At 67.6% G+C, this 13035-nt stretch carries 14 protein-coding genes; 2 read left to right on the top strand and 12 right to left on the bottom strand.

Annotated features, from left to right (window positions below; translation table 11 throughout):
• Positions 1–33 precede the first annotated feature (33 nt).
• The 4 genes from ACFV4R_RS01620 to clpS all read right to left on the bottom strand — a co-directional run bounded on the left by ACFV4R_RS01620 (position 34) and on the right by clpS (position 2895).
• Entirely contained in the window at positions 34–831 is a 798-nt protein-coding gene (locus ACFV4R_RS01620) for an MBL fold metallo-hydrolase (protein WP_056085206.1), read from the bottom strand.
• Positions 828–1868 carry a glutamate racemase gene (murI, locus tag ACFV4R_RS01615; RefSeq protein WP_377202250.1) on the bottom strand — a complete coding sequence of 347 codons (1041 nt, stop codon included), beginning with the start codon at positions 1866–1868 and terminating at the stop codon, positions 828–830. The genes ACFV4R_RS01620 and murI overlap by 4 nt, the downstream gene beginning before the upstream one ends.
• Positions 1869–1973: 105 nt before the next feature.
• Positions 1974–2540: a DUF2017 domain-containing protein gene (locus ACFV4R_RS01610; protein ID WP_377202251.1), complete on the bottom strand. Its 567-nt coding sequence runs from the start codon at positions 2538–2540 to the stop codon at positions 1974–1976.
• Positions 2533–2895, bottom strand: a complete 363-nt coding sequence (gene clpS / locus ACFV4R_RS01605; protein WP_377202252.1) for an ATP-dependent Clp protease adapter ClpS — start codon at positions 2893–2895, stop codon at positions 2533–2535. Before clpS ends, ACFV4R_RS01610 begins: the two co-directional genes overlap by 8 nt.
• Positions 2896–2991: 96 nt before the next feature.
• On the opposite strand from clpS, the gene ACFV4R_RS01600 reads away from it, so the two are divergent.
• Positions 2992–4320 carry a nicotinate phosphoribosyltransferase gene (locus ACFV4R_RS01600; RefSeq protein ID WP_377202253.1) on the top strand — a complete coding sequence of 443 codons (1329 nt, stop codon included), beginning with the start codon at positions 2992–2994 and terminating at the stop codon, positions 4318–4320.
• 9 nt (positions 4321–4329) lie between these two features.
• Positions 4330–4953, top strand: a complete 624-nt coding sequence (locus tag ACFV4R_RS01595) for an isochorismatase family protein (protein ID WP_377202254.1) — start codon at positions 4330–4332, stop codon at positions 4951–4953.
• A gap of 61 nt (positions 4954–5014) precedes the next feature.
• Here ACFV4R_RS01595 and ACFV4R_RS01590 read toward each other — a convergent pair whose 3' ends face one another.
• From ACFV4R_RS01590 to ACFV4R_RS01555, 8 genes are all read right to left on the bottom strand, one after another.
• Entirely contained in the window at positions 5015–6796 is a 1782-nt protein-coding gene (locus tag ACFV4R_RS01590) for a DEAD/DEAH box helicase (protein ID WP_377202255.1), read from the bottom strand.
• Positions 6796–7137 carry a DUF3039 domain-containing protein gene (locus ACFV4R_RS01585; RefSeq protein WP_015937500.1) on the bottom strand — a complete coding sequence of 114 codons (342 nt, stop codon included), beginning with the start codon at positions 7135–7137 and terminating at the stop codon, positions 6796–6798. Before ACFV4R_RS01585 ends, ACFV4R_RS01590 begins: the two co-directional genes overlap by 1 nt.
• A 131-nt stretch (positions 7138–7268) precedes the next feature.
• Complete coding sequence (gene nagB / locus ACFV4R_RS01580) at positions 7269–8048, bottom strand: glucosamine-6-phosphate deaminase (protein ID WP_377202256.1); 780 nt, start codon at positions 8046–8048, stop codon at positions 7269–7271.
• 27 nt (positions 8049–8075) lie between these two features.
• The gene (locus ACFV4R_RS01575; protein ID WP_377202257.1) at positions 8076–9647 is read right to left on the bottom strand and encodes a transporter; all 1572 of its coding nucleotides are present in this window, start codon (positions 9645–9647) and stop codon (positions 8076–8078) included.
• Positions 9629–10447, bottom strand: coding sequence for an ABC transporter ATP-binding protein (locus tag ACFV4R_RS01570; protein ID WP_377202258.1), 819 nt, complete (start codon positions 10445–10447; stop codon positions 9629–9631). The genes ACFV4R_RS01575 and ACFV4R_RS01570 overlap by 19 nt, the downstream gene beginning before the upstream one ends.
• A gap of 88 nt (positions 10448–10535) precedes the next feature.
• On the bottom strand, positions 10536–10877 hold the full coding sequence (locus ACFV4R_RS01565) for a DUF3253 domain-containing protein (protein WP_377202259.1): 342 nt from the start codon (positions 10875–10877) through the stop codon (positions 10536–10538).
• Positions 10878–10887: 10 nt separating this feature from the next.
• On the bottom strand, positions 10888–11985 hold the full coding sequence (locus ACFV4R_RS01560; RefSeq protein ID WP_377202260.1) for an NADH:flavin oxidoreductase/NADH oxidase: 1098 nt from the start codon (positions 11983–11985) through the stop codon (positions 10888–10890).
• Entirely contained in the window at positions 11985–12989 is a 1005-nt protein-coding gene (locus tag ACFV4R_RS01555) for a co-chaperone YbbN (RefSeq protein ID WP_377202261.1), read from the bottom strand. Before ACFV4R_RS01555 ends, ACFV4R_RS01560 begins: the two co-directional genes overlap by 1 nt.
• Positions 12990–13035: the final 46 nt, after the last annotated feature.

The raw sequence follows: 13035 nt of genomic DNA, 5'->3' as shown, positions 1-13035 counted from the left end.
CCGCCCCGGCAGCCGGGCATGCTCGACGGGCCGCTAGATGGTGTAGTGCACTCCTGCCACGGCCACGGCCACGTCACCCGGGAAAACCGGGCGCGCTTCTGCCATGACGGTGGTCTGCGAGGTCCAGACGGGGATGTGGGTCAGCAGGAGCCTGCGGGCATTCGCAGCCGCTGCTGCTTCGCCGGCGCGCTTGCCGGTGAGGTGGACGTCCTTGATCCCGTCGTCGCGGCCTTCCTCAAAGGCCGCCTCGCACAGGAACAGGTCGGCGTTCTTCGCTGCCTCTTCCAGCCCGGGGCAGGAGTCCGTGTCCCCCGAGTAGGTGAGCGTCCGGGCCACCGGGTTGCCGTCCTTGTCCGGTTCCACCACCTCCACCCGAAGCGCGTACGCCTCCTCCACGGGATGGTTCACGGCGTAAGGCGTCACCGTGAAGGGGCCCACCGTCACGGGCCGGCGTTCGCTCCAGTTGGTGAAGTCGAATTCCTCGTGCATCCCGGGGTCCAGGTCCAGCCCGTACGCAGTGGCCATCCGGTCAGCGGTGGCGGCGGGTCCCCAGACGGGAATGCGTCCGCGGTCCCAGCCACCGGGCTTCCAGCGGACGGCGACGTGCAGTCCGCACAGGTCCATGCAGTGGTCCGGGTGCAGGTGGGTGAGGAAGATCGCGTCGATATCCTCAAGGTCCGTGTAGCGCTGGATGGCGCCCAGGGCACCGCTGCCGAGGTCCATGACCACTTTCCAGGTCCGCTCCCCGTCGGTGGCGGTCAGGAGGTAGCAGGATGCCGGGGATCCGGGGCCGGGGAACGAGCCGGTGCAGCCGACGATGGTGAGCTTCACAGGCCGGTCCCCCCGGTGCTGCCGCCGGGGCCGGTGTCCGCGAGGGCGCGGTCCACGAAATTGGAGATCCGCGGCCGGGTCCGTGCGCTCTGGGCAGCGGCGATCATCTCCGGCGTGATGCGGGCCAGGCTTCCCGTAGGGTACTGCGCAGCAACGTGGTCCACGTGGCGGACGGACAGCACCTCGGGTCCGAGGAACCGCCGGGCCAGGGTTTCGAACTGCGCGGCGTCGCCGGTGGCCACGAAATGGTGCTCCGGCGGGGTTGCCGCCGTGCGCTGCAGGTTGTTCGTAGCCAGGGCACGGTAGACATCCTTGGCCGTTTCCTCGGCGCTGGAAACGAGGGTGACATCCGCCCCCATGACATAGGAGATGACGCCGGTCAGCAGCGGGTAGTGGGTGCAGCCCAGCACCACGGTGTCCACTCCCGAGGCCTTCAGGGGTGCGAGGTACTCCTCGGCGACGGCCAGCAGCTCCGGCCCGGTGGTGATGCCGGCTTCGACGTAGCTGACGAACTCAGGGCAGGCCACGGAGGTGATGTGCAGGTCCGGGGCTGCGGCGAAGGTGTCCTCGTAGGCCCGGGAGCCGACGGTGGCGGAGGTGCCGATGACGCCGACGCGCCCGGAGCGGGTGGCCGCTACGGCGCGGCGGACGGCCGGCTGGATGACTTCGATGACGGGGATGCCGTACTTGGCCGTGTACCGCTCGCGGGCGTCCCGGAGCACAGCGGCCGACGCCGAGTTGCAGGCTATGGTGAGCAGCTTGACGCCGGAGTCCACCAGTTCGTCCATGACGCCCAGGGCATTGGCGCGGACTTCGGCGATGGGCAGCGGTCCGTAGGGCCCGTGTGCTGTATCCCCGACGTAAAGGATGGACTCGTTGGGCAGCTGGTCGATGATGGAGCGGGCCACCGTGAGGCCGCCTACGCCGGAATCGAAAACGCCGATGGGCCGGGTTTCCAGCGCCGCTGCGGGAAGGTCGCTGGCTGCGGACGCCTGTGCAGCGACCACTGACGGCTCCTTGCTCGAGGCTGTTGTCATGATTATTCGAGGATAGGTCTTCCCTGAAGCCTCAGCCATCATGTTGTGGCCTGGAACTCGTGTCTGATGTGTCACAGGCCCGGCTGCCGGCGCGGCGGCGGCCGCTCAACGGCGGCTTTCCATGGACTGCAGCATGGCCTGCACCAGGGATTCCTGCAGCCAGGTGGTGAAGTTGTACACCAGCGCCAGGTAGCTTTCCACGTCTTCGGCCTGGGACCAGTCCTGCATCAGGTGGACGTGCTCGGCATCCTGTTCGTCGCGGATGTCCAGCCGCTCGGCCAGTACCAGGCGGACGTCGTTCAGCGCCGTGGACCAGTGCTTCGCGCCCTCGGTGGTCAGCACGATTTCGTCCTTGTCGAGGTCAAGCGCCGCGGCCCGCAGGGCTCCGATCTTGGTTTCCCGCAGCGAGCGCTCGGTGAGCTGGCGGAATTCCAGTGAGGCGGCGCCGTCGTCCTTGACCACGTTCGGCAGCAACCGCCTGACCGCACGGTCGGTGGGCTCTACCACGTCCATGTCCAGTCCGATGAGTGCCGCCAGCGGGTCCTGGCCTTCGCGTTCCTCCGGCTGCAGCATGGAGATGACATCGGCAATCAGGCTCCGCAGGAGTTCGCGCTCGGTTGGTTCCAGGAATCCGGTGATGCCCTTGAGTCCGTACTTGAATGCCTTAGCCACGTTTCCCCTTGCCCCGGCCCTGGTTCCCGGACGTGCCGCTTGCCTTTTCCACGGTGGCCCACAAGCCGAAGCCGTGCATGGCCACCGCGTGGCGCTCCACCTGTTCCTTGCTGCCGTGCGTCACGATGGACCGGCCCTTCTTGTGGACCTCCATCATGAGCTTGTTCGCCTTGGTCTCCGAATATCCGAAATAACTTTGGAAAACGTAGCTGACGTAGCTCATGAGGTTGACGGGATCGTTCCAGATCACCAGGTTCCAGGGGATGTCCGGGGCGGCCAGGGTGTCTGTGGACTCCGCTGTTCCGGTCCGGGTGCCCTCCTGCGTATCAGGGCCGGGCGCAACGCTAATGCTCATCTGTCCATTCTATGGGCGGGATGGGCCCACGCCGGCGAGGGCCCCACGTCGAAGCGCAGCGAGACGAGGGAGCCGGTGGGGACTAGAGTGATTTTCGTGAGTACCTCTGCCGGCTGGGACCATCCCCGCACGTCCTTTTATACAGACCACTACGAGCTGACCATGCTGCAGGCTTCGCTCCATTCCGGCGCGGCGCACCGCAAATCGGTGTTCGAGGCATTTGCCCGGCGGCTCCCGGACGGCCGCAGGTACGGCATCGTGGCAGGCACCGGCCGGCTGCTGGAGGGGATCGCCAACTTCCGTTTCGGCGAGGCGGAGCTGGATTTCCTGGCCCGCACCAACGTGGTGGATGACACCACGCTGGAGTACCTGTCCTCCTACCGGTTCTCCGGCGACATCTGGGGCTACGCGGAGGGTGAAGCCTACTTCCCCAACTCCCCCATCCTGATCGTCGAAGGCACGTTCGCCGAAGCCTGCATGCTGGAGACGTACATCCTGTCTGTCCTCAACCACGACAGCGCCATCGCTTCCGCCGCATCGCGCATGGTCAGCGCCGCCGGCGGGCGCCCCTGCATTGAGATGGGGTCGCGGCGCACCCACGAGGAAGCGGCTGCTTCGGCCGCGCGTGCCGCCGTGATCGCCGGGTTTGGCAGCACCTCCAACCTCGAGGCCGGCATCCGGTACGGCATCAGGACAGTGGGTACCGCCGCGCACTCCTTCACGCTGCTGCATGACACCGAGCGAGAGGCCTTCGAGGCGCAGATCGCTTCCCTCGGCGAGGGTACCTCCCTCCTGGTGGACACGTACGACGTCGAACAGGCCGTCCGCACGGCCGTGGACATTGCGGGTCCCCGGCTGGGTGCGGTGCGGCTGGACTCGGGCGACCTCGTGGCCCAGGCCCAGTGGGTCCGCCGGCTTCTGGACGACCTCGGCAACGAGAACACCAAGATCATGGTCACGTCCGATCTCGACGAGTACGCCATCGCCGCCCTGCAGTCCGCTCCGGTGGACGCATACGGTGTGGGCACGTCGCTTGTCACCGGTTCGGGCGCTCCCACTGCCAGCATGGTCTACAAACTGGTCAGCCGCACCGACGACGACGGCGCGTACGTCTCCGTGGCCAAGGCCGCCAAGAACAAGGCCAGCGTGGGCGGGCGCAAATATGCGCTGCGTAAGCTGGACAGCCGCGGCACGGCTACGGCGGAGGTGGTGGGCGTGGGCCACCGCCCCGAAGACGACGGGAACGACCGTCCCCTGCTGCAACAGTTCATGAAGAACGGCGAGCTCCTTCCCGGCTGGACCGGGCACGAAGGAGTGGTCCGGGCGGCCCGGCGGCACGCCGATTCCATGGCCGAACTGCCGCCGGTGGTCAACCGGCTGCAGCGCGGCGAGGCAGCAATCCCCACCATCTACGAAGACCACTGAGGAGGACTGATGTCACGCGCACTGATTATCGTCGACGTCCAGAACGACTTCTGCGAGGGCGGTTCGCTTGCCGTCGAGGGAGGCGCAGCCGTGGCCGGCGCCATCAGCGAATACGTCGACGCCCACCACAGCGAATTCGACCACATTGTGGCCACCCAGGACTGGCACATCGATCCCGGCGGGCACTTTTCGGAAACCCCTGATTTCAAGGACAGCTGGCCGGCTCACTGCGTGGCGGGCACCCGCGGCGCGGACCTCCACCCGGATCTGGACACCGAATACATCGAGGCGTATTTCCGGAAGGGCCAGTACGCTGCCGCGTACTCGGGCTTCGAGGGACTGCTGGCACCCGAGGACGCCGTCCCCACCGGGGAGCGCCAGGCCGGTTCAACAGGCGACGACCTTGAGCCGGACGGGGACGCCGTTGGCCTCGACGACTGGCTGCAAAGCCATGACGTTGAGGACGTTGTGGTGGTGGGCATCGCCACGGACTACTGCGTGCTGGCCACCTCCCTCGACGCCGTCCAGGCAGGATACTCGGTCACAGTGGTCCGGTCCCTTACGGCGGGCATTGCCGATGACCTGGAAGAGACCGTGGCGGAGATGGAACTCGGCGGCGTGGACGTCGCCTGAGAGCCGGAACCTCCAGGAATGGCCGGGCCTTCGGGCCCGGCCATTCCTGTTTGGCTGACCGCTACTTGCGGCCGACGAACCAGTCCTGGAGCTTCCGCAGCCGCGCCTGCAGCTGTTCCTCGTTGGCCTGGGCCACGGGTGGACCGCCGCAGACGGTGCGAAGCTTGGTATGCACCATGCCGTGCGGAGTGCCGGTCCGGGCCGCCCATGCGGCCACGTTTTTCGCCAGCTCGTTCCGCAGGTCCATCAGCATCCTGTGGTCCGGTACGGCGGGAATAACGGTTTCCGCCGCTGCCGGCCCCTTCCGGTTCTTCCGGTTCAGCTGATCATGCTGGCGCTGCCGCAGCAGCGTGCCCACCTGCTCGGCGTCCAGGAGCCCGGGGATGCCCAGGAAGTCCATCTCGTCGTCGGACCCCACCTCGCCGCCGGTGCCGAACTCGCCACCGTCGAACAGGACCCTGTCGAAAGATGCTTGAGAGTCCAGTGCCTCGAACTTGCCCTTGGTGAGGCTGTCCGAGGCTTTGTCTTCCCGGTTGGCCTCGGCCATCAGCGAGTCCTCGGGGTTGAACAGGCCGTCGCCGTCTTCTTTCTCCGGCCGGTCCAGGGCGTGGTCCCGCTCCATTTCCATGGAGTTTGCCAGCGCCATCAGCGTGGGGACGGACGGCAGGAACACTGAGGCAGTTTCGCCGCGTTTGCGGGCACGCACGAAACGCCCCACAGCCTGGGCGAAGAACAGCGGCGTGGACGTGGACGTTGCGTACACACCGACGGAAAGCCGCGGCACGTCAACGCCTTCGGACACCATCCGGACAGCCACCATCCACCGCTTTTCGCTCGCGGTAAACTCCTCGATCTTGCTCGAGGCCTTGGCATCATCGGAGAGGATCACCGTGGGCGACTCACCCGTGATCCGCTTCAGCTGCCCGGCGTAGGCCCGGGCGTCCTCGTGGTCCGTGGCGATCACCAGGCCGCCGGCATCGGGCACCGTGCGGCGCACCTCGCTGAGCCGCCTGTCCGCGCCCGCCAAGACGGCGGGGATCCACTCGCCGGCCGGGTTCAGTGCTGTCCGCCAGGCGTGCGAGGTGATGTCCTTCGTGACGGCAGCCTCGCCCAGGGACGCCGCCATCTCCTCACCGGCACTGGTACGCCAGCGCATCTGGCCGGAATACGCCATGAACATCACGGGCCGGACCACATGGTCGCGCAGGGCGTTGCCATAGCCATAGGTGTAGTCGGCTTTGGAGCGCCTGATGCCGTCACGGTCCTCGGCGTACTCCACGAACGGAATGGGCGAGGTGTCCGAACGGAACGGTGTTCCGGTCAGGGACAGCCGGCGGATCGCGGGGTCGAAGGCCTCCCGCAGCCCATCGCCCCAGGACAGGGCTTCGCCACCGTGGTGGATCTCGTCCAGGATCACCAGGGTGCGGGCGGCCTCCGTCTTGGCGCGGTGCAGCATCGGCTTGCTGGCCACCTGGGCGTACGTGACAGCAACACCGATGAACCCGCGGCCGTGCTGGCCGTCCGAGTTCTTGAAGTTGGGGTCGATCGCGATGCCCACCTTGGCCGCAGCGTCAGCCCACTGCCGCTTGAGGTGGTCGGTGGGCGCCACGATGGTCACGCGGTTTACCGCACCGGAATCGATGAGCGTTGAGGCGATGCGCAGGGCGAAGGTGGTCTTACCGGCGCCGGGCGTTGCTACCGCAAGGAAATCGCGGGGGCTTTTGGCCAGGTAGAGGTCAAGGGCCTCCTGCTGCCAGGCACGGAGTTTCGGGGCGGTTCCCCAGGCTGCGCGTTCCGGATAGGCCGGGGGCAGGGTGGGGCCGCCAAAGAGCGTCTCCGTCACTACTTGTTGCTGCCTGAGTCCCCTCCGGGACCCTTGCCGCCGTCGTTGCCCGGGCGAAGTCCCTCGTAGACCTCTTTGCATGTGGGGCACACCGGGAACTTCTTCGGATCCCGGCCCGGCGTCCAGACCTTGCCGCACAGCGCGATGACGGGCTCACCGCTCAGCGCCGACTCCATGATCTTTTCCTTGCGGACATAGTGCGAAAAGCGCTCCCGGTCCCCCGGTTCGACCTCTTGGCGCAGTTCCTCGCGCTCAATGGTGGCCGTGGACGTTCCAGCCCCGGAAAGCTCGCGCATCGGGTCGTTTTCGAGAGGGTCCGTCATGCTAGTCATGCCAACCATCTTAGCCTTTCCGGCAGGGCAGCGTCCGACCGGCGGCGCGGCGCCCGGGGGCACGTTCCCGGGGCCGGACGCACCACGGTGAAGCCCGGCGTCGTACGTTCCCGCGACGCGCCCGCGTGCGGGAGGCGACCCTAAATGCCCTGCCAGGAGGGTTTGTTGTCATAGGTGTGCCGGTAGAAATCGGCGAGTTTCAGGGCCGAAGCGGCGGCCTCGTCCACCAGGACGGTGGCATGCGGGTGGAACTGCAGGACCGACGCCGGGCAGATCGCAGCGACGGGCCCCTCCACGAAGTCCCGGACCGCCTGTGCCTTCTGGGCGCCGGTTGCGATCAGGATCACGTGCCGGGCGTCCATGATGGTGCCCAGGCCCTGCGTGATCACGTGGTGCGGAACGTCCGCCAGGCTGGAGAAGAACCGCGCGTTGTCCTTGCGGGTCTGTTCGATCAGGCTCTTGATCCGGGTGCGCGAGGCGAAGGAGGACCCGGGCTCATTGAAACCGATATGGCCGTCGGTGCCAACGCCCAGCAGCTGCAGGTCCACGCCCCCGGCATCGGCGATGGCGGCTTCATAGGCATCGCAGGCTGCCGGGATGTCCGCGGCCGAGCCGTCCGGCGAATGGACGTTGGCGGGGTCGATATTGATCCGGTCCGTGAATTCGCGGCGGATCACGTTCCGGTACTGCTCGGGGTGCCCCTCTGGCAGTCCCACATATTCATCGAGGGCGAAGCCTGACGCCCGGCTGAAATCCAGTCCTGTTGCGTGGCGCGAGGCCAGCTCCTCGTAGACGGGCAGGGGCGAGGACCCGGTGGCCAGCCCCAGCACAGCGTCCGGTTTGCGCCGCAACAGCTCTTCGATGGCGTCAGCCGCCAGCTTTCCGATGGGACGGCTGCCGCCAAGTATTACAACTTCCACATCAGGCCGTCCTTCGGGGGTGGTGGATCAACGGTTCACAGTGAGTTGGGCCAGCATTTCCGGACCGCGTGCTTCCAGCCAGCGGCCGCCAACCCTGACGCCCACCACAAAAAGTACCAGCCCCAGGGTCAGGCCTACGCCAAGGTTCAGCCACCCGAAGAACGGATTACCCGTGACGCTCTGCACGATGAGCAGCGCGGCCTCCGGAATGACAAGGAGGGCCAGCACACCCATGCCGCCGAATTGCACCAGCATGGTCTGGCCAACATTTCCCGGCGGCTTCTTGAACGGGCTGTCGCCCGGCAGCGGAACGGCGATGTTGTACCGGGCGGACACCACGGATGACAGTCCGAGCCCGCTGAGCAGCATGCCCAGTGACAGGCCCAGCACGCCCGGCAGCCACTCCCATGACCCGGTGAACGCAAAAGGCACTACCGTGAAGGCCAGCACCACCGGGACGGAGAGGATCAGGCACGCCAGTGCACGGCCCAGGCGGTCTGCGGTTCCCCTGACTCCGGTGGCCAGGTGGAGGGCGAAGGCGGTGTTGTCATAGGAGATGTCTGCAGAAATGGACCAGGCCATGAGGAAAGCCGTGAGCGGGCCGAGCACGGAAAGGGCGCCAAAGCTGTCCCCCTGGCTGGCCTGGAAGAACAGCACCACGGCCAGCAGCGGAATGACAATAAGCGATCCGCCGTAGCGGGGGTCCCGCAGCCAGTACGTGAGTGAACGGGCTGTTACGGCTCCGGTGGGTGTTGGCGGCAGCAGCGCGAACATCCCCAGCTTTCCGCCCTTCCGGCTTCCACCGCCCGCGTAGGGCGGGTTGACCAGCGCGCGTTCCAGGAGGACTTTCCAGCACCAGGTAAGGCCTGCCAGCGTTGCGGCGGCGATCAGCAGTTTCAGTCCGGCGGCGCCGGGTTGACCGGCGTCAATGTCTCCGCCAAGGGACCAGGCCGCACCCAGCGGCGTCCACGCAAGGGCACGGGCAAAGTCCGGCAGGAACGCCGCCGAGGCGCTGATGCCTTGTGCCACGCCTGCCACGATGGGCCCCAGCAGGATCAGCGGAATCATGAAGACCACGCCGCTGATGTCCTTGAAGCGGCGGGACGAGGCGAGGCTGGCCGTGGCGGTGGTCACCACCTTGGACAGGATGATGCAAGTCAGGATTCCCAGGACAGCCCCCACCAGTGCGGCGCCGGCCGAAAGGACGCCCCGTGACCAGGTGGCCACCGTGGCCAGACCCACCAGTGCGGTGGCCACCCCGGGAATACCAATCAGCCCGCCCAGTGCGAGGCCGGCCAGCAGCTGACGCATGGGCACGGCGAAGGTGGTGAACCGCAGCGGGTCCAGGGTCATGTCGGCAGAGGAGACGGCCACCGGGATGAGCCCCCACCCAAGGATGGCGATGGATCCGCCCAGCACCACGGCAGTCTGTGCAATTTCGTGGCTTTCGCGCCCCACCATGATCTGCGCGACCACCAGCGCCGCGACGATTCCCACGGCGTAGAGGGCGCCAAAGGCAATTCCCACGATTTGCCAGGGGCTGCGCTTGAGTCCGTTGCGCAGCAGTGTCAGCTTGAGCCTTAGGAGGTGCGCAACCATTCCAGCCCTTCCGTGTGGCTCCGGCCGCCCACCAGCTGGACGAACCGGTCTTCCAGGGAGGCTCCGGCGCGGACTTCGTCAACGGTCCCGGCAGCCAGCAGGCGGCCGTCGGCCACCACTGCCACGTGGTCGCACATGCGCTGCACCAGGTCCATCACATGGCTGGAGACAATGACTGTTCCGCCCGAGGCGACGTAGCTGTCCAGGATTGACCGGATATTCGACGCCGAGACAGGGTCCACGGCTTCAAAAGGCTCATCAAGGACCAGGAGCCTCGGGGCGTGGATCAGTGCCGAGGCGAGGGCGATCTTCTTGGTCATGCCGGCCGAGTAGTCCACTACCAGGGTGCCGGCGTCCTGGGCCAGGTCCATGGCAGCGAGCAGCTCGCCCACCCGGGAGGCCACCACCGCGCGGTCCATGCCGCGCAGCAGCCCGGCATAGGTGATGAGCTGTTCTCCGGTGAGGCGGTCGAAGAGACGGACGCCATCCGGGAGGATGCCCATCAGCCTTTTGGCTTCGAGGGGATTGGCCCATACGTCGACGCCGTGCACCAGGGCCGTGCCGAAGTCCGGGCGGAGAAGCCCCGTCGCCATCGACAAGGTGGTGGTCTTGCCGGCGCCGTTGGGACCCACGATGCCGTAGAACGAGCCGGCCGGGACATCGAGGCTGATTCCGTCCACGGCGATCTTGGTGCCAAAACGCTTGGCCAGCCCCCGGATGGACAGGGCCGGAACGGCCCCGCCAGGGGGTGGGCCGGCAGGGGTGGGTGGAAGCGCCGGATGCGGTTGCGGAGCAGTCATGAAGCCAGACTAGCCCGCAGGTGCCGCCCCTGGGGTCCTCCCGGAGGAGTAGCGACAAAGGCGTACGACGGCGGCCGTGGGCGGGTGGCTAGGGGACCTTCCGGATGCGGATGGGGCCTTTGGCGGTGCCCGGATCCACCACGGAACCGCCCTGGGTGACCTCGACGTCGCCGGCGTCAACCAGCCGGCGGGCGGCCTGGCGGACCGGCTCCATCAAACCCCGCCAGTGCTCGCCGCCCACGGCGCGGGCGGCATCGGACGGGCAAATGGTGGATGAGGCTGCCCGGGAGGCCAGCAGCTTCAGGATGGCAGCCTCCAGTTCCTTGCCGGTGGGCTCGGAACTGGGAGAGCCGGAGGCTGACCTGCCGGATGGGGCGGCGCCGCGATGTGCCGCGTCATCCGAGGGCTTCGGCCCGGACTGCCCGTTCACGGCATGCCGTTCAGAACGAGCGCCGCGGAATGGCGCGCTCATACTGCGGAACCCACGGCAGGTCATGGCCCAGCTCGAAGGCCGCACGAAGCCACCAGTGCGGATCGCGGAGCGCCGCCCTGGCAATCAGCACTGCATCCGCCTGGCCAGTGGCCACTGCGTGCTCCGCCTGCCCGGCGGAGGTCAGGAGGCCCACGGTGCCGGTGGGCACTCCGGCTTCCTCACGGATGGCGGCAGCGAATCCGGTTTGGTAGCCCGGGCCCACGGTGATTTCCTGGTGGGCCACCGCTCCCCCGCTGGAAACGTCGATCAGGTCCACGCCATGCTCCGCGGCCTGGCGCGCCAGGCGGACAGACTCCGGCAGGTCGATGCCGCCCGGAGCCCAGTCGCTGGCGGAAATCCGCAGCAGGAGCGGCATCGAGTCAGGGATGGCGGCCCGGACGGCATCAATGACGGCAAGCATCAGGCGGTTCCGCCGTTCCTCGTCGCCGCCCCATTCGTCGTCACGGGTATTGCTCAAGGGGCTCTGGAACTGGTGCAGCAGGTAGCCGTGCGCCCCGTGGATCTCCACAGTGTCGAAGCCGGCGTCCACCGCCCGGGCCGCGGCAGCGGCGAAGTCCGCAATCACTGCCTGGATCTGGTCCCCGGTCATGGCGGCCGGAGTGTCGTACCCCTCGAATGCGATTGCCGACGGGGCTACCGTGGTCCAGCCGCCCTCGGCTTCGGGCACCGTCCCGCGCCGGCCGGAAAATGGCCAGAACGTGGACGCCTTCCGGCCGGCGTGGGCCAACTGGACGCCGATCCTGGTCCCGCCGGTGCCGTGCTGGTGCACGAACGAGGTAATCCGCCGCCAGGCCTGCACCTGATCGTCGTTCCAGATGCCGGCATCGCGCGGGCTGATGCGGCCTTCGGGGTTCACTGCTGCCGCCTCGGTGAGGATCAGCGCGGCCCCGCCGGCGGCAAAGGAGCCCAAATGCATCAGGTGCCAGTCATTGGGAACTCCCGGGGCGGCGTCGGCGTCGCAACTGTACTGGCACATAGGCGACACCCAGCCCCGGTGCTGCAGTTCCAGTGACCTCAGCTTCAGCGGCTCGAAGAGCGCCGGCACTAGAAGAGCACCCTCGCCAGCGCCTGGCGCGCCTTGGCCACGCGTTCGTCCGAGGCCCCCACGACGTCGAACAGCTCCAGCAGCCGCACCCGCGCGGTCTCGCGTTCCGGGCCGAAGTTCCGGCCGATAAAGGCCACCACGCGGTTCAGCCCATCCTCAATGTGGCCTCCGGCGACATCAAGGTCCGCGACGCCCAGCTGCGCTTCAATGTTGTCAGGCTCGTTGGCAGCCAGCGACCGGACGGCCTCGGTGTCCTGGGCGGACACCGCCTGCAGCCTGGCCATCAGCTCCACCTGCGCCAGGCCGGCCTTGGCCTCGTGATCGGACGGCATCTCGTTAAGGGCCTGCCGGTACGCTTCTGCCGCCGAAGCGTAGTCCCCCGCTTCGATGGCGTCATACGCGGCCTGGTGCAGCGGTGGCAACGGCGCTTCTTCCGGTTCGCCGCCGTCTCCGGCGTTCAGGCTGCCGGTGACACCGTTGGCAGCGGCAACCTTCAACAGCTCGTCGAAAAGGCTGCGAACCTGCTCTTCCTCGGCGTGGCCCTGGAAGAGGGGAACCGGCTGTCCCTTCAGGACGGCCACGGCGGTGGGCACTGCCTGGACCTGGAAGGCCTGGGCAAGCTGGGGGAACGCTTCGATGTCCGCGGCGCCCAAAACCAGCCGGCCGCCGTAGCCGGCCACCACACGGTCCAGGACCTCAAGGGCCGCAGCAGATTCCGGGGAATACGGAGCCCACAGGGCGAAGACCACCGGCACCTGCGCGGAGAGCTCCACCAGCTGCTGGAAGTTCTGCTCCGTCACCTCGACCCGCAGCTCGGGGCCATTTTCTGGACCACCTGTCCCACCGGCCGCCGAGGGGCCCGCCGGGGCATCCTGCGACGGCGGGGCCGCAGACGGCGACGGAGCGGCGGGGCGTTGCTTCAGGCTGGAAAGATCGACGGCGCCGCGCAGGTTAAGCAGGTTGGCAGCGGCCGGAGGGACTGGACGGGAAGCAGGCGAACTCATGCTTCCCACTCTAGCCACTGCGGCCGCTGCCGGTGGTACTGCGGTA

This window comes from Pseudarthrobacter sp. NPDC059871, assembly GCF_042731175.1.
GTDB lineage: Bacteria > Actinomycetota > Actinomycetes > Actinomycetales > Micrococcaceae > Arthrobacter.
The sequence above is the reverse complement of the archived record's forward strand: the minus strand, read 5'-3'. Positions and strand labels throughout refer to the sequence as shown.

Coding starts and splice junctions, on each gene's coding strand:
- murI (WP_377202250.1), bottom strand. CDS start 1,868: ATGACAACAGCCTCGAGCAAGGAGCCGTCAGTGGTCGCTGCACAGGCG.
- clpS (WP_377202252.1), bottom strand. CDS start 2,895: ATGAGCATTAGCGTTGCGCCCGGCCCTGATACGCAGGAGGGCACCCGG.
- ACFV4R_RS01595 (WP_377202254.1), top strand. CDS start 4,330: ATGTCACGCGCACTGATTATCGTCGACGTCCAGAACGACTTCTGCGAG.
- ACFV4R_RS01585 (WP_015937500.1), bottom strand. CDS start 7,137: ATGGTTGGCATGACTAGCATGACGGACCCTCTCGAAAACGACCCGATG.
- ACFV4R_RS01575 (WP_377202257.1), bottom strand. CDS start 9,647: ATGGTTGCGCACCTCCTAAGGCTCAAGCTGACACTGCTGCGCAACGGA.
- ACFV4R_RS01570 (WP_377202258.1), bottom strand. CDS start 10,447: ATGACTGCTCCGCAACCGCATCCGGCGCTTCCACCCACCCCTGCCGGC.
- ACFV4R_RS01555 (WP_377202261.1), bottom strand. CDS start 12,989: ATGAGTTCGCCTGCTTCCCGTCCAGTCCCTCCGGCCGCTGCCAACCTG.